Source organism: Ruegeria sp. BG3 (genome assembly GCF_056538485.1).
Genome location: NZ_JBQFTE010000003.1, coordinates 185,902 through 206,565, shown reverse-complemented (window position 1 = coordinate 206,565; position 20,664 = coordinate 185,902). Strand labels below are relative to the sequence as shown.

Sequence of the window (20,664 nt, the reverse complement as noted above, 5' to 3'; positions counted from 1 at the left end):
CGGCTACATTGCGTGCATATGCATTCGGACCGCAAGATTGCCCAAGATCCAGACCGTTCCGAGAATGATAATCAACAGAACAAGGGTCGAAAACAGGATCAGATCCAGATCCTCGCGGCTGCTGCGCCGTCGGTCAATGTGCAGGAAATAGACCAGTTGAAAGATCAGCTGCGCCAGACCCAACAGACCGATGGTCAGATACACGCCGGTCGTTTCAATGCCGAACACCTGTGCAACGCCGAACATCACAAGCGTCAAAAGCAGCGAGCCTCCGTAGCCAATGACATAGCGCCGCCGCTCGCGCCGGTGCATCTCGGAGCGTTTATCCATAGGTCAGACCTCCGAAATAGACGATTGTGATGATGCCGATCCAGATCAGGTCGAGAAAGTGCCAGAACAACGCAAGGCGCACGACGCGTGAGATGACCAGATCGGTCATGCCCATGACGCGCAGTTGAATGCCTAAAACAATCAACCACACACAGCCCGCTGCCACATGCAGCCCGTGCAACGGCACCAGCCCATAGAAGGCCGACAGGAAGCCGCTGCGTTGCGGAATACCGCCCTTCTCCACCATCGCCATGAAGTCTCGGATCTCTAAAACAAGGAAGCTGAGGCCCAGGAACAGCGTTACTCCGAACCACAGAATGATCCTTGACCTTGGCAGGTTGTATTTCAGAGCCAGCATGGCCAACCCGACGGTCAGGCTGCTAGTCAACAGGATCATGGTCTGCGCGAAGATGCTTTTGAGGTCGAACAGCTCGTGCGGGCCGGGACCACCCGCCTGCGCGTCGATCATCGTGATGTAGATCGCGAACATCAGGCCGAAATAGACCAGATCGCTCATCAGGAAGACCCAGAAGCCGAAGGTGACGACTTCGGACGCTTTGTGGGCACTGGCGTGGCGTTCACCGAGGTTGATGCCGGGATAGCTGTGGGTTGGGGCGCGTTTCATGTCACCGCCTCCATATCGGGTCGGGCAAGGCCTCGGTTTTCGGTCGCCGTCTCGTGGTCGCGATCCACGGCGGTTGCGCTGTGAACCAGTGCGAGCCAGGCTTCGTGTTCCTTGCGGACCTCCTCGGCGGGGATGGTGATTTCGGTGCTGGTGTCGAAGGTCCAGATGATGAAGGCCAGGATCATCGCAACCGTCATCAGCGCTGCCAGCCACCAGATCCACCAGACCAGCGCAAACATCCAGATACCGCTGGTCACGCAGAGGATGAACCCGATCCCGGTATTGCGCGGCATATCGATATCCTCATAGGCGTCCGGCGTCGGATAGGCCGCACCGCGCTCTTTGGCCGTGGCGAAGTCATCCCGCGTGGTCACCACCGGTATGATGGCAAAATTATAGGGCGGTGGCGGTGCTGGGATCGACCACTCCAACGAGCGGCCATCCCATGGGTCGCCCACAGGAACGCGGGTTTTGTCGCGGTCGCGGATGCTGACCCAGAGCTGGACCAGAACCGATAGCAGCGCAGCTGTGATAATCAATGCTCCGACCACCGCGACAATCATATAGGGGTGAAAGCTCGGGTCCTCCCAACTGAACGACCGGCGCGGCATGCCCATCAGGCCGACAAAGTAGAGCGGCAGGAAGGTCAGCATGAATCCAACGGTCCAGAGCGCAACCGTCACCCTGCCCCACCCTTCATTTAGACGAAACCCAAACGCCTTGGGGAACCAGTAGTTATACGCCGCGAGCAAGCCAAACAGTACGCCGGGCAGCAGAACATTGTGGAAGTGCGCCACTAGAAACAGGGTGTTGTGGACCTGATAGTCAACCGTTGGGTTGGCCAAGATTACTCCGCTAAGGCCGCCAATGACAAACAGCATCAGAAAAGCCAGCCCATAAAGCATCGGGACCGAGAACCGGATACGACCCCGCCAGAGGGTGGCCATCCAGTCATAGACCTTCACGCCGGTAGGGATGGCGATCAGCATGGTCGCGATACCGAACACGGCATTGATCAGCGCGCTTTGGCCCATTGTGAAGAAGTGATGCAGCCAGACGGTGAAGGACAGGACCGCAATCGACATGGTGGCAATCACCAGCGAGGTATAGCCATAGATGCGCTTGGCCGAGAAAGTCGCAAAGACCTCGGAATAGATACCATAGGCGGGCAGGACCAGCAGGTAGACCTCAGGGTGGCCGAACAGCCAGAACAGGTTGGCATAGTTCATCATATTGCCGCCGAGGTCGTTGGTGAAGAAATGAAAATCCAAATACCGATCAGCGGCCAGCAACAAGGCCGCGACCCCGAGCGGCGGCATCGCAAAGACGATCAGGATCGAGCTGCAGATTATCGTCCAGCAATACATCGGCAGCCGCATGAAGGTCATTCCGGGAGCCCGCAGCTTGTAGATTGTGACGGCAAAGTTGATCCCGGTCAGTGTCGTTCCGATTCCCGACACGACGATGGCCCAGATCCAGTAATCGGGCCCTACACCAGGGTTGAACGCGGCCCCGGTATAGGGCGGATAAGCGGTCCATCCCCCGGTCGAGAATTCTCCGACCACCAGCGACACCATCAGCATCATGCCGGCCGAGACCGTCAGCCCCAGGCTGATCTGGTTCATCACCGGAAAGGCGACGTCCCGCGCGCCGATCATCAACGGGATGACGTAGTTCGCGATGCCAAAGACAAAGGGCACAGCAACAAAGAAAATCATGATCGTGCCGTGCGTGCTGAAGAGTTCGGCGAAATGCTCGGCCTCAAGGAAACCGTCGCCCGGCCCAGCCGCCTGCTGAGCGCGCATGACAACGCCTTCCAGCACACCGCGGGCCAGCATGACGATGGCAAAGACGATATACATGATGCCGATTTTCTTGTGGTCAGCGCTGGTCAGCCAGTCGCGCCACAGCGGCCCCCACAGCCGAAACCACGTCAGCAGAAAGACAACGGCAGCCGCTCCGACTATGACCACGGCGGCGGCGGCATTGGCGACGATCTCATTTGCGTTGGGGTCCTGGATCAGCCCGGCAATGGGAAACGCGTCCCAACTGAGGCGACCAAAGAAACCGGTGTCTGAAGTCATTGGCCGACCCCCTGCCCGTATGATGTCGTGCCCGGTTGCTGATCGTGCGGCAGTGCTTGGCCAGAGTGATAGCGATGCAGAATGGAATGAAACAAATCGCCGTCATCCAAGCGGAAGTACAAAGCATTTTGGGGCATATCTGAGGTTCCGAGGGCCTGCTGCACCTCATCCCGGTCCGAACGCATGGCGACAGTCTTATACGTTGCCTCATCCAACACGATGCCGTTTTGGCGCACAGTTTCGACCCAAGCGTCAAAATCCTCAGCCGACATGGCAAGCGTTTCGAACTTCTGTTTCGTGAAACCGCGCCCGTTATATTGCGTATTCTCGCCCTGCATCTCTTCGGGTTGATCTGCGACCAGATGCAGCTGAGTGGTCATTCCCGGCATCGCGTAAATCTGCCCGGCCAAGGCAGGGATCATAAAGGACTGCATGACGGTGTCCGTTGTCAGGGTCAGAGCGATCTGCTGTTTGACGGGAATACCCATCTCACCCACGGTAGCGATCCCTAGGTCGGGATAGATGAACAACCATTTCCAATCGAGGCCCACGACCTGAACCTGAACGGCAGGTTCATCCCCAAAGGGAGCCGCGTAAGGGTCCAGGCGATGGGTCGCTTTCCACAGATAAACCGACAAAATCGTGACGATCACCACCGGAACGCCCCACATCACCATCTCGAGCCGGGGCGAGAAGTCCCAATCTGGCCTGTAAGCAGCTGTGCCACCCTTCCGACGGCGATATCGCATCGCAATAAGCGGAACCAGAACAAGAACAGGCACAACTGCGATCAAAATCAACCACGTTGCCCGCAAAAGATGTGCCTTTTGCACCGCCGCGATTGGCCCTTGAGGGTCCATGAAGCTGTCACTGGCGCCTGCTGTCCCGGCCGACAACACCACCAGAAGGACCATCAGCGTCGTCACCGATATGAGGGCCGTTCTGACCTTGGTCATAGGCGACTGTCCTCTTTCGCATCCCGTTTCAGTGCAACTATCGACAAAGGCAAGAGATTTCTCAAGGCTTTTGATCGTGGCCATCAAGCTGACACCAATGGAGCTCTGGTTTCGGTTGACTTGCAGGCATCGTCGGGACACAGCTTGGCTACGATGCGTATTCTCATTTTGATTTTTTGCCTTACCATCCAGCCCCTGGCGGCCAACGCGCAAGATCGCGCCAAGGTTGAGCGTCAGTTTCAAAACTGGTTGCAGGAAACGGTGTGGCCGCAAGCCCGTGCCAAAGGCGTTTCGCGCCAGACCATGACGCGTGCGCTGTCCGGCGTGGCATTGAAATGGGATCTTCCCGATCTGGTACCTCCGGGCAGCCCGCCGCGGTCATCACAACCACAATCCCAGGCCGAATTCGGAGCGCCAGCGCGCTATTTCAAAGCAGGCTCTTTGCAAGGCGCGACTGCTCAGGGGCGCAAAATGGCCAAACGGCATGCGGCGGTGCTTGCCCGTATCGAGGCCGAAACCGGCGTTCCAGCCCGCATTATCCTCGCCATCTGGGGACGTGAAAGCGGCTATGGCCAAGTGGCTATCCCTCACAACGCGTTTCAGGTCCTAGCGACAAAGGGGTTCATGAGCACCCGCTCGCAATATTTCACAGCCGAGTTGCTGGCCGCTTTGCAAATCGCGGAAGCAGGGCATTTGAACGGTCGTGAGATGAAAAGCAGCTGGGCCGGAGCGCTGGGGCAGCCGCAATTCATGCCGTCGAGTTTTCTGACTTACGCCGTGGACGGAGATGGCGATGCCAGCGCAGATATCTGGCAATCCGAAGAGGACACGATCGCCTCGATCGCCAACTACCTGTCGAAGCATGGCTGGATTTCGGGCCGTGATTGGGGGTTTGAGGTTTTTGTGCCTGATACAGTCAGCTGCGCTCTGGAGGGTCCTGATCAGGGTCGCAAGATCGAGGAATGGGCCTTGATGGGGATCACGCGAACATCGGGCCGTCCGTTTCCAGCGCATGAACTGCCCGCCCAAGGGTTCCTAATGATGCCCGCAGGTCGAACCGGGCCTGCGTTTTTGGTGACCCAGAATTTCTACGTCCTGAAAGAATACAACAAGAGCGATCTATACGCCCTGTTCGTGGGTCATGTCGGGGATCGGATTGCATTCGGCGTCGGAGACTTCACAGCGCGCTGGGGTCGCGTTGACCCGCTATACCGATCAGAAATTGCAGCGATGCAAAGAGGGTTGGAACGCCTTGGCCATGATGTCGGCGGTGCAGATGGGCTGCCAGGTTTCAAAACACGACGCTCAATCGGGCGCTGGCAGAAAACGCAAGGTCGGGCCGAGACGTGTTTCCCTGACCGTGCACTTGTCTCTGAACTTGGTCAGTAGCCAGCCCCAGTCAAAATCAACAATGCTCTTCTTATTTGGCTATCGTTGCCGATTGCCGTTCAATTGATGGACTCGCCTAAATTGGCTTGATGCACGGCCTTTCTATTGACCGGAGATGTCGCACAGGCTTGGCGCGGCTGTTTAGAATCAACCCGTTATGGATACATCGCCCAGAACGCGATACTGGAGTGCTTCAACTAAGCGGCCTCCAGGCTTGAGATAACAGCCCCAGAAACCAGAAACTGGCGACATAACTGTCTTTTGACTTGCTGTTCCCGCCATGGCACGATCTGACCGATTTAAGCTCAGGCCCTTCGGGTAATATTGAATGATCCGGCCCCAAAGCCTAAGAGGAATAACCCGACCGGTTTCGACCATAAGGGGCAACTAGATTGAGAGGCACTATGACACGCAAGGTCACCAAGGCGATTTTCCCCGTAGCAGGACTTGGAACACGCTTTTTGCCCGCGACGAAATCCGTTCCGAAAGAGATCATGACGCTGGTTGACCGCCCTCTGGTCCAATACGCCATCGACGAAGCCCGCGCAGCCGGGATCACCGAGTTCATATTTGTCACGTCCCGCGGGAAATCCGCGCTTGAGGATTATTTCGACCATAACCTCGTTCTGGAACAAGAGCTGAAAGCCAAAGGCAAGGACAAGCTGCTGGATACGCTCAATGCGACAAACATGGAAAGCGGCGCCATCGCCTATATCCGCCAGCACAAGGCGCTTGGGCTTGGCCACGCGGTCTGGTGCGCGCGCCGTCTGATCGGGGACGAGCCTTTCGCCGTCATGCTGCCCGATGACGTCATCGCCGCCGACAAGCCTTGTTTGCAGCAGATGATCGAAGCGTATGAGGAAACCGGCGGCAATATGGTTGCCGCGATGGAGGTTCCGCCAGAAAAAACCAGCTCTTACGGGGTGTTGGATGTGGGCGACAATGTGGGCACGGTCGTGCGCACACGCGGCATGGTCGAAAAGCCCAAGCCTGAGGATGCGCCCTCAAACCTCGCAGTCATAGGACGCTATGTGCTTGGGCCGTCAGTTCTGTACAATCTGAACCAAAAAAAGAAGGGCAGCGGCGGAGAAATCCAGCTGACCGACGCCATTGCCGAAGATATCCGCAACGGTGTTCCTGTCTTTGGCTACAAATTTGACGGTCAACGCTTCGACTGCGGATCGAAAGCTGGATTCCTGCAGGCGACGGTTGCATTTGCCTTGGCCCGTGATGATCTGCGCGATGACCTGAGCGCCTATCTGCACGACCTTGTCACGGCAGAGAAAGCGGCCCAGTAAACGGGCGATAAGACACAGAAATGAAAGACGCTGCGCGATCATGACAACCGTATACCCAGTAATTCTGTGCGGGGGGTCTGGAACCCGTTTGTGGCCGCTCTCGCGGAAAAGCTATCCCAAGCAGTTTGTGCCTTTGCTGGGCGAAAACAGCCTGTTGCAGGATTGCGCCCTCAGAATGCGTGGGCCTGAAGCCGCGCCTTACGCCAAACCTGTCGTCCTCACAAATGAGGCGTTTCGCTTCGTCGTGCCGGAGCAATTGACCGAGATCGGCATAGACCCCGGCCCGGTTCTGATCGAACCCGAAGGACGTAACACCGCGCCCGCCGTTCTGGCCGCAGCTTTGTTCCTGAATGAAATCGACCCGGATGCGGTGATGCTGGTGGCTCCGTCTGACCACGTAGTCCCCGATTCCAGCGCATTTCACGACGCGGTCACCGAGGGTCTGCGCGCAATTGCCGAGCGTGGTGATCTGCTGACCTTCGGCATCACTCCGGATCGACCGGAAACCGGCTATGGTTACCTGAAACTGAGCCAAACTCCCGAGACCCACGCGGTCCCTCTGGATCGGTTCGTTGAAAAGCCCGATCTCGAAACCGCTCAATCCATGCTGGCCGATGGCAGCTATCTGTGGAACTCGGGCATCTTCCTGTTCGCTGTTCGGGACATCATCGCGGCGTTCGAACAACACGCGCCTGCCCTTTTGAGCCCTGTCAAAAACGCTGTCGAAAACGCCAAGAGTGACCTTGGCTTCCTCAGACTGGATGCCGAGGCTTGGTCTGAGGTCGAAGATATCTCGATCGACTATGCCGTGATGGAGAAAGCGGACAACCTGAGCGTTGTACCCTATGCGGCCGGATGGTCGGATGTAGGCAGTTGGTCCGCGGTGCAAGAGTTGACCCATCCCGACGCAGATGGCGTCGCGACATCCGGCGAAGTCACGGCGATTGACTGTCAAAACGTGCTGGTCCGCTCGGAATCTCCGGCGCAGGAGGTTGTGGCGCTGGGCTTGCAAGACGTGATTGCCGTTGCCATGCCCGACGCGGTTCTGGTCGCCAGCATGGACAAGGCGCAAGATGTCAAAAAGGCCGTGACCGCGCTGAAGGTCAAAGGTGCGAAACAGGCCGAATCCCTGCCTGTGGACCATCGCCCTTGGGGCTGGTTCGAAAGCCTGGTGATCGGCGACCGGTTTCAGGTCAAGCGCATCCACGTCCACCCAGGCGCGGCGCTCAGCCTGCAGTCGCATCACCACCGGTCCGAACACTGGATCGTGGTGGAGGGCACTGCCAAGGTCACAATCGACGAAGAAGAGCGTCTGGTGTCCGAAAACCAGTCTGTCTACATTCCTTTGGGTGCGGTCCATCGCATGGAAAATCCCGGCAAGGTGCCCATGGTGCTGATCGAGGTCCAGACAGGCACGTATCTGGGTGAGGATGACATCATCCGCTATGAGGACATCTACTCACGCAGTTAAACTGTTTGAATTCAGTTTCTTGCACGAGATTCAGGTGAAAAGGTAAACAGAAACACCTCCGGGCGTTCGCTTCGGTCAGACAGAATTCACGCGTCCTGCGGCAGGGTGGCGCGCAACGAAATGTCGGACCGACAGCCTAAGGAGGACGCCCGTGTCTCAGACCTCACCCCGATTGAACCTGCCGTTTCTGCAGCCGTCTCAGGCTCAGAAGCACGTCACCCATAACGAGGCCCTGCGCCAGTTGGACCTCGTGGTGCAGCTGAGCGTCGTGTCGACCAGCAGCACAAATCCACCCGCCGCCCCGGAACAGGGTGAGATTCATGGGCTGGGCGCGAACCCGACCGGAGATTGGGACGGTCACGCAGGTGAAGTGGCCGCCTGGATTGATACTGCTTGGTATTTCCTGACCCCGCGGACAGGCTGGCGTGCCTGGGATCAGGCCGACGGACAGGTGAAATTGTGGGACGGTAGCGGGTGGATCACCCCTCCGGTCGAAACCACGAACTTGCCCGGTATAGGCGTTGCCACCGGCTACGACAGCACCAACCGCCTATCCGTTCGTGGCCCCGCAACGCTGCTGAGCCATGAGGGCGGAGGCCATCAGCTGAAGATCAACAAGTCCGCCTCTGGCGAAACCGCGTCGCTGCTGTTTCAATCCAACTGGACGGGCCACGCCGAGATGGGCCTTTCCGGCAGCACCGGATTCTCGATCAAGGTGTCGCCGGACGGCGGCAGTTGGACAGATGCGCTGCGCCTTGATCCCGCCACGGGTATCGCCAGCGGCGCCGCCGTTCAAAATAGTCCGACGGATATCACGGCTGGACGTTTAATGCGGGCCGACTATGGCTATGGGCCGGGCAATCTGTTGGGATCGGTTACTGAAAACGCAGGCGCTCCGACAGGTGCGGTGATCGAACGCGGCAGCACCGCAACGGGCGACTATGTCCGATTCGCCGATGGCACTCAGATTTGCACCACGACCCTGACCGCCACAGGTTGCACCAGCAGTGACGGCGCTTTGTTTGCCAGCACGACCGAGACGTGGACCTTCCCGGTCGCTTTTGCAGCGGCCCCGTCTGTCAGTGGCAGCGGCGGCGGTACGGGTCGGTTCTTGGGGGCCGACGAACCTTCGACCAGCCAGGTCGTTTGCAAGGTTCTTTCCACCACATCAGATGCAACAGCCCGCGCGCCGTCTCTGACCGCGATTGGACGTTGGTTCTGAGCTAAAATGGAGCCTGGACGTTGGGGTTCGGGCCTCTATTTCGCGCGAAGATCGCCCTGAGACTGTTCAAGAAACCAAGCGTAAGTTTCGCGAATACCGTCCTCAAGCCCGATCGAGGCCGTCCATCCCATATCCGCCAGACGTGACACATCCATTAACTTGCGCAGGGTCCCGTCGGGCTTTGAGATATCCTGCGTGATCCGCCCGGTGAAGCCCGTGACCTGCGCCACCAGCGCCGCAAGCTCGGCAATCGAGATGTCAGACCCGCACCCGACGTTGATATGGCTGAGCATCGGCTGCGTGTTCGCCTCGTAAACGTCACGTGGCAGGTCCAGCACGAACAAAGACGCTTCGGCCATGTCATCCACGTGCAGGAACTCACGGCGGGGTTTCCCGGTGCCCCAGATCACCACCTCATCCACACCATCCCGCTGCGCTTCGTGGAAACGGCGGATCAGGGCGGGCAGCACATGGCTGTTTTCGGGATGAAAATTGTCCCCCGGGCCATAGAGGTTGGTCGGCATGACCGAGCGATAGTCCACCCCGTGCTGCCGGTTATAGCTTTCGCACAGCTTGATCCCGGCGATCTTGGCCACCGCATAGGGTTCGTTGGTGGGTTCAAGAATACCCGTCAATAGGGCGTCTTCACGCATCGGCTGTTGCGCCGCACGCGGGTAGATGCACGAGCTTCCAAGTTGTAGTAGGTGTTTGACACCAGCCTCAAACGCCTGATGGATCACGTTGCACTCAATCATCAGGTTTTTGTAAATAAAATCAGCTGGGTAGGTATTGTTGGCATGAATACCCCCCACCTTGGCCGCAGCCAGGACGACCACATCGGGCTTCTCGGCCTGCATGAAGGCGCGTACCGCAGCTTGATCGGTCAAATCCAGTTCGGAATGCGTGCGGGTGATGAGGCTCAGGGCCTCGCCTGCGGCCTGCCGGTCCTGCAATTTGCGCAGGATGGCACCCCCAACCATGCCGCGGTGCCCTGCTACGTAGATTTTGCACATGCTAGGGTCCTCAGCCGTTTTCCAAGCTCACGGGCATCTCATAGCCGTGTTGCTTCAGCAACGCATGGCGCTGCGCTGTCTTGAGGTCTTCGCGCACCATCTCTTCGCACATGTCCTGCACCGTCAACTCGGGCACCCAGCCCAGTTTCTGCTTGGCTTTGGACGGATCACCCAGCAGGGTCTCCACCTCTGCTGGGCGGAAATAGCGGGGGTTGATCCGCATCACCACATCCCCAGGCTTCAGCGCCGGAGCGTTGTCGCCCTCTACCGCCTTGACGGTCGCAACCTCATCAACGCCTTCACCAGTGAATTCCAGAGTCACGCCCAGTTCGGCGGCGGACCATTCGATGAACTGGCGCACGGAATATTGCACCCCAGTCGCAATCACGAAGTCTTCGGGCGCGTCCTGTTGCAGCATGAGCCACTGCATACGGACGTAATCCTTTGCATGGCCCCAGTCCCGCAGGCTGCCGATATTGCCCATATGCAGGCAATCTTCGAGACCCTGAGCGATATTCGCCAGACCGCGCGTGATCTTACGGGTCACGAAGGTCTCGCCCCGGCGCGGGCTTTCGTGATTGAACAGGATGCCGTTGCAGGCATACATCCCGTAGGCCTCACGATAGTTCACCGTAATCCAGTAGGAATAAAGCTTGGCCACAGCATAGGGCGAGCGCGGGTGGAACGGCGTGGTCTCACGCTGGGGCGTTTCCTGCACCAGCCCATAAAGCTCGGACGTGGAGGCCTGGTAGAAGCGGCACTTCTCCTCCAGTCCCAGAAACCGGATCGCCTCGAGCAGGCGCAGCGTCCCAATCGCGTCCACATCCGCTGTGTATTCGGGGGATTCAAAGCTGACCGCCACATGCGATTGGGCCCCAAGGTTATAGACCTCATCAGGCTGAACCTGCTGGATAATACGCGTCAGATTGGACGTGTCGCTCAGATCACCATAGTGCAGATGTAGCTTGGGGTTCGGCTCGTGCGGGTCCTGATAGATATGGTCGATCCGCTGCGTGTTGAACGAAGAGGCACGCCGCTTGATTCCATGCACCTCATAGCCTTTTTCCAACAAGAACTCGGCCAGATACGATCCGTCCTGGCCGGTAATACCGGTGATCAATGCCGTTTTGGTCATAACTGTGCCTCGTTTCCACAAATGCGTCTGTTTGACGCCTCAAAAACAGCAAGACCGTATGGAATGCAACCCAAGGCGACAATCTGGCATTGCACCTGACGACAATTTCTTTGATTGTGCAGGCGCATTTCGGCCGAGACTAAAAGAGGAATTCGAGCTTGCGTATTGCGATGATCGGCACCGGCTATGTGGGTTTGGTGTCAGGGGTGTGTTTTTCGGATTTCGGCCATGATGTCATCTGTGTCGACAAGTCCGAGCAGAAGATCCAGATGCTGCAAGCCGGTGAGGTTCCGATTTATGAGCCGGGGCTGGACGCTCTGATGGCTAAGAACGTGGCCGCCGGACGGCTTAGTTTTACGACCAACCTGCAAGACGCCGTAAACGGGGCGGAGGCGGTTTTCATCGCCGTCGGCACACCGACGCGACGCGGGGACAATCACGCGGATCTGACCTATGTCATGGCTGCAGCCGAAGAGATCGCCAATGCGCTGACCGACTATGCTGTGATTGTGACAAAATCCACCGTACCCGTCGGCACCAACCGCAAGGTGCAGCAGGTCGTCACTGCCGCAAATCCGAACGCGCAGTTCGATGTGGCCTCGAACCCGGAATTCCTGCGCGAAGGAGCTGCGATCGACGATTTCATGCGCCCTGACCGGGTTGTTGTGGGTGTGGAAAACGACCGCGCTGCTGAGGTGATGGCCGAAATCTACCGCCCGCTTTATCTGCGAGACTTTCCGATCCTGACCACCGATCTGGAAAGCGCCGAGATGATCAAATACGCCGCCAACGCCTTCCTGGCGACCAAGATCACCTTCATTAACGAGATCGCTGGTCTGTGCGAGAAGGTGGGCGCCGACGTCAAAGAGGTGTCGCGCGGGATTGGGCTGGATGGTCGGATCGGCAATAAATTCCTACATGCGGGGCCCGGTTATGGCGGCTCTTGCTTTCCAAAGGATACCGCCGCTCTGGCCCGGATCGGGCAGGAACACGCGCATCCGATGCAGATCACCGAGGCCGTGATCCGCGTCAATGACGGTGTGAAAAAGCGCATGATCGACAAGATCCGCGACGCTTGCGACGACAGTTTCAACCGCAAGACCGTGACGGTGCTGGGGGTGACGTTTAAACCCAACACCGACGATATGCGCGACGCCCCATCCCTGACCATTATTCCGGCCCTGATCGGCGGTGGGGCCAAAGTACGCGTGGTCGACCCGCAAGGCCGAGCTGAAGGCGAGGCGCTGCTGCCCGGCGTGGATTGGTGCGATGACCCATACGCGGCGGCCAAGGATGCCGACGTCGTTGTTCTTCTGACCGAATGGAACGAGTTCCGTGCCCTGAACCTAAGCGAACTTGGCGGAGCGATGAAGACTCCGCGCATGGTGGATCTGCGCAACGTCTACTCTCAGGACAGTGTCGAAAAAGCAGGTTTTGAAACCTATGTGGGGGTCGGGCGTTAACCGCCCACCTCAACCTGCATAAAGCGGAACCGACGCGTCTGCCCCTTCCGCCAGTGCTTTGCTCTGATCCCTTCGCACTTTCTCATATGTTGCCAATGCATCGGATGAGAACAATTCTGTAGGTGCTTGAACCGGCACGAAATTGCTGTGTTTGTCCGAACCCCTAGCTAGCAGCGCATAGTCTCGGTCCGCCACCAATTGTTGCGCGCCTGGGCTGAGATAGCGGATGGCCAGTCCGATCCGCCGGTCCTCGGACTGGTTCTGCCCTGAACCGTGGATCGTCAGCCCGTGATGCAGCGACATCTGACCGGGCGCGAGCTCGATATGGGTCTTGTCGGTCTCGGCAACCTCGACGGCCACCTCTTGCCCGCGGGACAACAGGTTCGTTTCCGAATATGTATCGGTATGCGGCAAGATCGGGTTCTTATGGCTGGCGCGCACGAAATCCATACACCCGCTACTTACCGTCGCCGGGGACAGAGCGATCCAGGCCGTGACCTGATCCGGCGTTTCGCCCATGCCCCAATAGGTTAGGTCCTGATGCATACCAACCGTTTGCGCGGTGTTGGCCTCCTTGATGAAAAACTCGGCCGACCAGATCATGATATCAGGACCCAGAACGCCCTCGACCACGTCCAGAACGCGAGGATCCTGCGCGATCCGCGTCGCCAGTGGCATGACCAGATGTGCATTTACCCTTTTGTAGGTGTTCAAAGGCAAGGGCAGATCCGCATCCAGCCAGTCGTTCTCAATCTGCTCCAGCTCAGCTCGGAAACCGGCAGCCTCGACTTCGGAAAAGACGGAGAGGGGAAAGAGATAGCCATCCTCCCAATACTGGTTGGATTGTTGATGCGTTAAAGTCGTCGCCATTGGGTCACCTATTTGCCGTGTGCGCAAAGGGTATCCGCGAGGAGAGACAGGTCAAAACCAAACCTCTTGCCTGTCAGGATAAGTCTAGCTTAGCCTGCGCTACATGTTGCCTCGCATCCCATCCCTCAACTGGCTACGCGTGTTCGAAGCAGCCGCACGCACGGAGAGCTTTTCCCGTGCAGCATCGCAGCTGAACATGTCGCCAGCCGCCGTCAGCCAACAGGTCAAGGCGCTTGAGACCCGGCTGGGCACGCCGCTGTTTCACCGCCATGCCCATGCCGTCACGTTGACGGAAGCGGGGCGTGCCTATCTGCCCTCGGTCCAGCAATCGCTGCTGATGCTGGAGACAGCCACCACTGGCCTGTTCGGTGAGACGCGGGAACAGAGGTTATACGTTCAGTCGGTTTTGTTGTTTGCCCATGGTGTTTTAGCTAAAGGCCTCCCCGCATTCCAGACCGTGCAGCCTCAGATCAGTCTTTCGCTGACCACCGGCAATGCGAATTCGGATTTCATCAATCAGTTCACAGATCTACAGATCGTGTTTGGCAATCCCGCGCTGTTTGGCACTGAAGGAGATGAACTGTTGCAGGAGGTTCTGTTTCCCGTCGCTCCGCCTGAGGTTGCTGCACAGATCCGTACCCCGCAGGACCTACTGCAATTCACCCTGATCGAAGTATCCACCCACCGTGCCAGCTGGCTCTTTTGGTTCGAAGCGCTGCGTTTGCCAACTGGCCAGGCCCGGTTCTTCTTTGCCGACAACTCGATTATGGCGGCCGAGCTGTCCGCCAGCGGGCTTGGGATCGCATTGGCTCGCGCGCCCGCATCCGACCGTATCATGGAGGGCTCAGGACTGGTGCCTTGCCTGCCCGACCTGCAGGTCAGCGGGCAGGAAGCCTATCACCTGATCTATCCCTCGCGTACCGATTTGCGCCGGTCGGCCCGCCTGTTTCGCGACTGGCTGCTAGACTATAGCGCCGCCGTCCAAACGCGATATCGCCCCTGACCCGTGACTTCGCGGATCAAACCGCGGCGGGTGAAACGGTCAATGTTGCGTTGTACTGCAGCGCGCGAGGCCTGGGTCAGTTCTTCGGCAAGAGGGGCAGATACCATGGGCCATGCCCGCAGCGCGTCGATCAACAAAGGCGGCGTTCGGCCGCTGAGGTCGGCTGTTGCCTCCTTCGCCCGCGCCTCCCACGCGTTGATCCGGTCCAGATGCAACAAGGCTGCAAGTGCGGCCTGTCCGGCCCCGCGAATCCAGGCGGACAGTTTTTCGTCGGGCGATCCGACTCCACGCAGCGCGCCCGGCCCGGACAGGGCCAGCGGCATGAAAAGCGCCCCGCCCCGCCCCATCGAGGCCGCATGACGCGCGGCAATGACGGCCGCTTCCGTATCCTGACCGGGTCCTTGAGAGACTGCACGCCACGCATGAAAGGCTATCGCGGCCTGAGTGACGGGGTGCAGCGCCTCGACGCTGCGCATCACGTCCGACAGGTCTGCAATCGCCTCCGGAACCTCTTCGATCCCTTGCGCTATCCGGTCCAGAAAGGCGGTCAACCCGGCCTCCCACCCGTCATGGGAAGGTGCCGCACCTGATGACAGGCGGCGCACCGCCCACCCTGCCCGATAGAGGGACTGCACATCATCACCGGTCGCGCCGATCCGCAGACTTGTCCAAAGCGCCAAGCGTTCGACACTGATCCGGTCACCCGTCCACCAGCCCAGATCGGAAACATCCATCAAGGCCAGACGATGGGTCCACCCGTCCGGCCCTGCCCGCAGCCGCTCATCCAATGCGCCGAAGGTCACCGCCAGATCCGCAAGTTCGGATGACAACCCGGATTGCGCGGCCTGCCACTTTCTGGGATCGAAAAGCTGCCGTTGATCTGCCCGAGGGCCAGGTGTCAGGAAATCATCCTGTGGCGCGTCTTCCTCAGGCGGGAGAAACCATAGATCATCCTCATCCTCCGGGTCGCCATCATAGATGCTGCGCGGCCCGAGATCTTCGGCCTCATCATCGGGGTCGGATGTGACAGGTTTAGGCTTCATTCCCGTATTGTTTGGCTATTTCCGACCACTCACAAGAGGTTTTCCATTTGGATGACTAGCTTTCCCAACTTGCATTAGAAATTCCGCCCAAAGGGCCGCGCTACCACGCCCGGTCGCTGATCTAGACTTTAGGGCAGACTTATCCCTGACAGCCGCCCATCGCCCACCGGCGTAGGTTGACCTTCAAACCACCGCCAAACGGATGCTGCTTGGCCACGTTGCCTGCCGCTGGACGTTTGACATAGGTCTGAGCCTGATCGCACAGGGCCTCATGCGTCCACTGGTGGCAACTCGAACAATTCTGATCTTTCCACAATTCATCCGGCAACCCGTCAATCGGCGGGAACTGAGGTGAGCCTGCGACCAGTTCCTCGATCGACTTGCCCCGGACATGGGTGTTGCCGAACGTTAGGATGGATTTCATGGTGACCGCTGCTCCGGCGTCGATGCTGCCCGAATTCTGCGCCTCGGGCGCTTCGACATTGGGTTCCGCCTTGCGAGTCACGGTCTCGCTTTCCAACTGCAGGGCCGCCAGTCGTTCGACCGCCTGATCCGCAAAGGCACCGCTTGGGAAGCTGTGCAGGTAAACCTCATAGGAATGGATCGAATCGTCCACCTGCGCCAATTCGTACATCAGACGGTCCGTCTCGGTCGCTTCCGGGGCCTCTTGCGATGGCGTGGGCGTGGGCAGAGTTCCAAAGGACTCGGCCAAAATCGTCTGCAGCAGATCATTGGCCTGCGATGCATGAACACTGTCTGGATAGGCCCGCTGAAACAGCATGATCTTCACCGGGTCACGGCTGTTCACGGCTTCCTGCCACTGTTCTTCTTCGGTTTGCTCCGGTTTCGCGATCAGTGTTTCATTCGCACGTGCAAAGGCGAAATCCTGCGTCAAGGACGAGGTATCCCAAGGCGTTTGCAGCCCCCGCGTTTCGCTGAGAACATCCACGCGCACCTTCTTGAACAATTGCTCGATCGCCATGCCGGGCGTGTCGATATGTTGCGCAAGGCTCAGCGTGAACGGGCTGTTGCCGGTTTCGCCATCCAACGCAACGCCGCCGGGATCGGTGGCATAGGCGAGAAAAGTGCCGGTCGGGGCTTTCATCTCGGCCAGACCGTTGTCATCCATATCTGCCAGATCCTCGAACGGGTTGTTCCGGCAGGCGTCCAGAATGACGATATTCGTTTTGTTGTTGGCCGAGGCCATTTGATGCAGGACCGAACGAGCCTCAACCGCCATAAGATCCAGATCGGCCGGATCGGACAGCGACACGTCCACGGGCAGCAAGTAGTTCGAACCGAAAGACTGAACCCCGTGACCCGCGTAGTAAAACAGGCCCACGGCGGTTTCGCCGCCCTTGCGCAGATCGCGTCCGAACTGGGCAATGGCGCGCTTCATTTCGATCTGGGTGCTGTCGGACAGGTGACGCACCTCGAACCCGAGCACAGTGAGCTTTTCCGCCATCAGCCGCGCATCGTTGATTGGATTGTCTAGGGCCGAGACCGAACCATAGTCGGAATTTCCAACCACCAGCGCGATTCGCGGCTCGGCCCAGGCCGAACTGGTCCAGAGCATTGCGATCATCGCAAAAAGGGTTCTGAATACGCGTTGCACCTTTGGTTCTTTGCCTTTTTCTGGTCTCATGGTCCGTGACCCCTTGGGCACCACTCAGCCCGGAAACACTCTGATATTATTTTTTGGCTTTCTTATGGCCGTGGCCTGAAATATCCCAATTATAGTATCAAGACTAGGAAGAGGTTCACACATGCCGCGTTTAAACTTGGTGCGAAATGCGTTTGCGATGACAGCACTGGTGTTTGCAAACACGGCGTGGGGTCAAAGCGCCGATCCTTTTGAGCATGGCTGGAAACTGGACGCCGAAGCCTCGGAACTGCAGTTTCTTTCGGTCAAGAAGAACGCGATTGCCGAAAACAGCGGCTTTGCAACCCTGACGGGCGTGATCAGCCCCGAAGGTGGCGCTGATATCCGGGTTCAGATGGACAGCGTTGATACCAAGATTGACCTGCGGAACGTGCGCATGCGGTTCCTGTTTTTTGAAACCTTCAACTTCCCCGAGGCTGTGATCACCGCCCAATTGCCGCCCGAGCAGCTGGTTGATCTGCACCAGACCCGGCACAAGATCATCGACCTGCCCTATAGCCTGTCCCTGCATGGGGTGAAAAAGGACAGCGTGGCGCAGGTGGCTATCACTTTGGTCGACAATGACCGCGTGGCTGTGGCCAATACGACGCCGATTGCGATTGCCCTGCCCGACTTCAACCTTGAGGAAGGGCGCGGCAAGCTCGAAGAGGCCGCCGGTGTTGATATTCTGCCGTTCGGTTTTGTCAGCTTCGGGTTCGTGTTCGACCGCGCCCAACCCGGCACGCCGCCTCAGCTTGAGGTCGCCTCGGCCACGCCGGGGGCTGCCGCGCTAGAGACAAAGGGTGATCTGGATCGTGAGGCCTGCGAAGGTCGGATGGAGATCCTGTCGCGCACCGGCAATATCTACTTTAACTCGGGCAGTGCGCGGCTGACCAATGACTCGATTCCGCTGCTGAGCAATCTGCATGACATTGTCGACCGTTGCCCGGACCTGAAGATCGAGATCGGCGGACACACGGACAGCGATGGCTCGGATGAGGCCAACCGTGTTCTCAGCGAACGTCGTGCGCAGGCGGTCAACACCTATTTGGTCGATCAGGGGATCGCGCCCGAACGTCTATTGACGGTTGGTTATGGCGAAAGCCGCCCGGTTGTGTCGAATGACACCGCAGACGGCAAACGCCGCAATCGGCGGATTGAGTTTGTGCCGGTCAACTAGGCTCAGTTCTCAGCCAGAATGATCGGGTCGAACCCACCACTGCGCCATTGCCGCAGGGCTGATATGAAATTCGGCCCCGGCACGCCATCGATGGTGCTGTTGTAATAGCCTGCCTTTTGCAGCAGCCGTTGAACCTCCATCAAGGTGTCGCGCGACCATTGGTCTGAGGCGAGGGACAGCTGGTCCAGGATCGCTCCGTTATCCTCAGCCGCTCCGCGCAGAAGCATCCGCGCGGCCTCCAACGGATCACGAGGCACGCCGCGCCCTTCATCCAGAAGGATCGCTGCCGCCAGATAGCCCTGATATTCGCCATCGCGCGCCGCTTTCTGGAAGTAGCCCAATGCCTGTTCGGGCTCACCGGCGGCACCATCTTGCGCCAGCACACCAAGATTGAAGGTCGCCTTGGCCGACCCACCCTCGGCGGCCTGCTGTAAAAGTGCGACAGCGCGCGCGTCATCTTTAGGAACGATCTGACCTTCAAACAGCGTAACGGCGAGGTTTATCATGGCATCGGCGCTGCCCCCTGCCGCCGCGCGCTCGTACAGGTCCAGCGCTGTGCCCATGTCCTGAGGGACGCCGGTGCCGCTTTCGTGCAGTTGCGCCAAGGACACCATCGCCCGCAAATCCCCTTCGGCAGCAGCCTGTTTGTAGAGGGTCACGGCACGCTCCACATCCCCCGCAGCAATCGTCGCCCGCGCCAACAGCGCCACGTAGTGAGACAGATCCGGCGACTGCGCCGCAGCCGCGCTACACGCCTGAATGGCCGTCAGCGCGTTTTCCTGCAACCGGCTGAAAGGAACGCCCGTGATGCTGGCCGTCCGGTCGCGGGGATGGGTCGCGAGCCGCTCACAAATGCCGCCCGGCGTGCTGTCCTCGGGCCGCGGGATCGAGGCGATTAGCCGCTGCGCCTGTGCGGCATGGCTGCCATCGGGGTATTGCTCTAGGTAGAATTCTAGCAGAGGCCGCATCCGGCTGCGTTGAGCCAGCTTCCAAAGACGCTCGGCCTGTTCGTCCTGGTCTTCGACGCTCAGCGCGCGGGTCTGGGTGCCGCCCTGCCCGGCCTCATCCAGAAACGCAAAAACCTCAGTGGCATGCGCGCCCTGTGGGTAGCGGTCGATATAGAGCTGCATCAGAGAGGCATCCTGCGCATTGGCCGCCACCTGCCACAACAATGTCTCTTCGGATGCTGTGACCGGGCTGTTGTCAAACCGGAATTGCTGCGTCAGCGAGGAGTTGTCCCACGGAATCTGCCGCCCGCCGGTCGCAGCCAGAACATCCTTGCGAACCGAGATCAGCAGGTCCGAGATATCCTGTCCCGGCGTGTAAATATGGCTTAGAAGTGCTTCGGTGAAAAAACTGTTCCGCCCGGTGCCGTCGAAGGCCACGTTGTCGGGCTGCGTGGCGTATGCGAATAGGAAATCGGCGGCGCTGCCGACACGGGCCAGCCCTTCGTCAACGCTCAGCACACCATCTTCGAACGGGTTGTCGCGGCACGCGTCCAGAAACACCAATCGAATGCCGTCGGACCGCTCCATCCGTGAGACAAACTCCTCCATAGCCACGGTCTGCTCCGGAATATCCGCGGCACTGGTCAGATTAGCATCGACCGGAACCAGATAGTTGCGCCCGTCCACCTGAAACCCGTGGCCTGCATAAAACAGCAGCGAGACATCAGAATCCGCAGCCGTCGCGCCATAGGATTCAGCCAGAGACAGCATCTCATTCCGTGTCAGATCGGTGCCCAGGAACACGTCGAACCCCAGCCCCTCAAGCGCGATGGCCAGATCCGAGGCATCGTTGATCGGATTGTCGAGCGCCCCGACCGTCTGGTAGTCCGAGTTCCCAATGATCAGCGCCACGCGTTTGTCGGCCAGCGCCGCGAGCGCGCTGAACAGGGTCAAAAGCATGGCCGCACAAAGACGGATCAGGAACATGGGCGC

Annotated in this window: 17 protein-coding genes; 7 read left to right on the top strand and 10 right to left on the bottom strand. The window is 58.9% G+C overall.

Annotated elements, in window-relative coordinates:
* Positions 1-3 precede the first annotated feature (3 nt).
* From ACR0AI_RS06915 to ACR0AI_RS06900, 4 genes are read right to left on the bottom strand one after another with little or no spacing between them, the layout of a single operon-like run.
* Positions 4-330 carry a cytochrome o ubiquinol oxidase subunit IV gene (locus ACR0AI_RS06915; RefSeq protein WP_480672681.1) on the bottom strand — a complete coding sequence of 109 codons (327 nt, stop codon included), beginning with the start codon at positions 328-330 and terminating at the stop codon, positions 4-6.
* Positions 323-955 (bottom strand): cytochrome c oxidase subunit 3, encoded by a 633-nt coding sequence (locus ACR0AI_RS06910; RefSeq protein ID WP_480672679.1) that lies wholly within the window; start codon positions 953-955, stop codon positions 323-325. The genes ACR0AI_RS06915 and ACR0AI_RS06910 overlap by 8 nt, the downstream gene beginning before the upstream one ends.
* A complete protein-coding gene (locus ACR0AI_RS06905) occupies positions 952-3,039 on the bottom strand; it encodes a cbb3-type cytochrome c oxidase subunit I (protein ID WP_480672677.1) in 2,088 nt (695 codons plus the stop codon). The genes ACR0AI_RS06910 and ACR0AI_RS06905 overlap by 4 nt, the downstream gene beginning before the upstream one ends.
* Entirely contained in the window at positions 3,036-3,995 is a 960-nt protein-coding gene (locus ACR0AI_RS06900; protein ID WP_480672675.1) for a cytochrome ubiquinol oxidase subunit II family protein, read from the bottom strand. Before ACR0AI_RS06900 ends, ACR0AI_RS06905 begins: the two co-directional genes overlap by 4 nt.
* Positions 3,996-4,148: 153 nt before the next feature.
* On the opposite strand from ACR0AI_RS06900, the gene ACR0AI_RS06895 reads away from it, so the two are divergent.
* From ACR0AI_RS06895 to ACR0AI_RS06880, 4 genes are all read left to right on the top strand, one after another.
* Positions 4,149-5,384: a lytic murein transglycosylase gene (locus tag ACR0AI_RS06895; protein WP_480672673.1), complete on the top strand. Its 1,236-nt coding sequence runs from the start codon at positions 4,149-4,151 to the stop codon at positions 5,382-5,384.
* Positions 5,385-5,788: 404 nt separating this feature from the next.
* Positions 5,789-6,682 (top strand): UTP--glucose-1-phosphate uridylyltransferase GalU, encoded by an 894-nt coding sequence (gene galU / locus ACR0AI_RS06890; protein ID WP_480672671.1) that lies wholly within the window; start codon positions 5,789-5,791, stop codon positions 6,680-6,682.
* A 40-nt stretch (positions 6,683-6,722) separates the two neighbouring features.
* Complete coding sequence (locus ACR0AI_RS06885; RefSeq protein WP_480672669.1) at positions 6,723-8,153, top strand: mannose-1-phosphate guanylyltransferase/mannose-6-phosphate isomerase; 1,431 nt, start codon at positions 6,723-6,725, stop codon at positions 8,151-8,153.
* A gap of 151 nt (positions 8,154-8,304) precedes the next feature.
* Positions 8,305-9,375: a DUF2793 domain-containing protein gene (locus ACR0AI_RS06880; RefSeq protein WP_480672667.1), complete on the top strand. Its 1,071-nt coding sequence runs from the start codon at positions 8,305-8,307 to the stop codon at positions 9,373-9,375.
* A gap of 35 nt (positions 9,376-9,410) precedes the next feature.
* Here the strand turns inward: ACR0AI_RS06880 and fcl are convergent, their stop codons facing one another.
* Together fcl and gmd are read right to left on the bottom strand one after the other, a co-directional pair.
* Positions 9,411-10,388: a GDP-L-fucose synthase gene (gene fcl, locus ACR0AI_RS06875; protein ID WP_480672665.1), complete on the bottom strand. Its 978-nt coding sequence runs from the start codon at positions 10,386-10,388 to the stop codon at positions 9,411-9,413.
* Between the two features lie 10 nt (positions 10,389-10,398).
* Entirely contained in the window at positions 10,399-11,523 is a 1,125-nt protein-coding gene (gmd, locus tag ACR0AI_RS06870) for a GDP-mannose 4,6-dehydratase (RefSeq protein WP_480672663.1), read from the bottom strand.
* Between the two features lie 158 nt (positions 11,524-11,681).
* On the opposite strand from gmd, the gene ACR0AI_RS06865 reads away from it, so the two are divergent.
* A complete protein-coding gene (locus ACR0AI_RS06865) occupies positions 11,682-12,986 on the top strand; it encodes a UDP-glucose dehydrogenase family protein (protein WP_480672661.1) in 1,305 nt (434 codons plus the stop codon).
* 9 nt (positions 12,987-12,995) lie between these two features.
* Here the strand turns inward: ACR0AI_RS06865 and ACR0AI_RS06860 are convergent, their stop codons facing one another.
* A complete protein-coding gene (locus ACR0AI_RS06860) occupies positions 12,996-13,856 on the bottom strand; it encodes a phytanoyl-CoA dioxygenase family protein (protein WP_480672659.1) in 861 nt (286 codons plus the stop codon).
* 103 nt (positions 13,857-13,959) lie between these two features.
* On the opposite strand from ACR0AI_RS06860, the gene ACR0AI_RS06855 reads away from it, so the two are divergent.
* Positions 13,960-14,859, top strand: coding sequence for a LysR family transcriptional regulator (locus ACR0AI_RS06855; protein WP_480672657.1), 900 nt, complete (start codon positions 13,960-13,962; stop codon positions 14,857-14,859).
* On the opposite strand, the gene ACR0AI_RS06850 is transcribed toward ACR0AI_RS06855, so the two are convergent.
* Together ACR0AI_RS06850 and ACR0AI_RS06845 are read right to left on the bottom strand one after the other, a co-directional pair.
* On the bottom strand, positions 14,823-15,902 hold the full coding sequence (locus tag ACR0AI_RS06850) for a helix-turn-helix domain-containing protein (protein WP_480672655.1): 1,080 nt from the start codon (positions 15,900-15,902) through the stop codon (positions 14,823-14,825). The two genes, ACR0AI_RS06855 and ACR0AI_RS06850, sit on opposite strands and share 37 nt — an antisense overlap.
* Before the next feature lie 139 nt (positions 15,903-16,041).
* On the bottom strand, positions 16,042-17,547 hold the full coding sequence (locus ACR0AI_RS06845) for a caspase family protein (protein WP_480672653.1): 1,506 nt from the start codon (positions 17,545-17,547) through the stop codon (positions 16,042-16,044).
* 121 nt (positions 17,548-17,668) lie between these two features.
* Here ACR0AI_RS06845 and ACR0AI_RS06840 point away from each other — a divergent pair, with 121 nt between their 5' ends.
* Positions 17,669-18,724, top strand: coding sequence for an OmpA family protein (locus ACR0AI_RS06840; RefSeq protein WP_170666634.1), 1,056 nt, complete (start codon positions 17,669-17,671; stop codon positions 18,722-18,724).
* A gap of 2 nt (positions 18,725-18,726) precedes the next feature.
* Here ACR0AI_RS06840 and ACR0AI_RS06835 read toward each other — a convergent pair whose 3' ends face one another.
* Entirely contained in the window at positions 18,727-20,658 is a 1,932-nt protein-coding gene (locus tag ACR0AI_RS06835; RefSeq protein WP_480672650.1) for a caspase family protein, read from the bottom strand.
* Positions 20,659-20,664: the final 6 nt, after the last annotated feature.

Bases quoted from the DNA above. Each gene is read 5' to 3' on its own strand.
- ACR0AI_RS06915 (WP_480672681.1), bottom strand. From the start codon at position 330: ATGGATAAACGCTCCGAGATGCACCGGCGCGAGCGGCGGCGCTATGTC.
- ACR0AI_RS06910 (WP_480672679.1), bottom strand. From the start codon at position 955: ATGAAACGCGCCCCAACCCACAGCTATCCCGGCATCAACCTCGGTGAA.
- ACR0AI_RS06905 (WP_480672677.1), bottom strand. From the start codon at position 3,039: ATGACTTCAGACACCGGTTTCTTTGGTCGCCTCAGTTGGGACGCGTTT.
- ACR0AI_RS06900 (WP_480672675.1), bottom strand. From the start codon at position 3,995: ATGACCAAGGTCAGAACGGCCCTCATATCGGTGACGACGCTGATGGTC.
- ACR0AI_RS06895 (WP_480672673.1), top strand. From the start codon at position 4,149: ATGCGTATTCTCATTTTGATTTTTTGCCTTACCATCCAGCCCCTGGCG.
- galU (WP_480672671.1), top strand. From the start codon at position 5,789: ATGACACGCAAGGTCACCAAGGCGATTTTCCCCGTAGCAGGACTTGGA.
- ACR0AI_RS06885 (WP_480672669.1), top strand. From the start codon at position 6,723: ATGACAACCGTATACCCAGTAATTCTGTGCGGGGGGTCTGGAACCCGT.
- fcl (WP_480672665.1), bottom strand. From the start codon at position 10,388: ATGTGCAAAATCTACGTAGCAGGGCACCGCGGCATGGTTGGGGGTGCC.
- gmd (WP_480672663.1), bottom strand. From the start codon at position 11,523: ATGACCAAAACGGCATTGATCACCGGTATTACCGGCCAGGACGGATCG.
- ACR0AI_RS06860 (WP_480672659.1), bottom strand. From the start codon at position 13,856: ATGGCGACGACTTTAACGCATCAACAATCCAACCAGTATTGGGAGGAT.
- ACR0AI_RS06855 (WP_480672657.1), top strand. From the start codon at position 13,960: ATGTTGCCTCGCATCCCATCCCTCAACTGGCTACGCGTGTTCGAAGCA.
- ACR0AI_RS06850 (WP_480672655.1), bottom strand. From the start codon at position 15,902: ATGAAGCCTAAACCTGTCACATCCGACCCCGATGATGAGGCCGAAGAT.
- ACR0AI_RS06845 (WP_480672653.1), bottom strand. From the start codon at position 17,547: ATGAGACCAGAAAAAGGCAAAGAACCAAAGGTGCAACGCGTATTCAGA.
- ACR0AI_RS06840 (WP_170666634.1), top strand. From the start codon at position 17,669: ATGCCGCGTTTAAACTTGGTGCGAAATGCGTTTGCGATGACAGCACTG.
- ACR0AI_RS06835 (WP_480672650.1), bottom strand. From the start codon at position 20,658: ATGTTCCTGATCCGTCTTTGTGCGGCCATGCTTTTGACCCTGTTCAGC.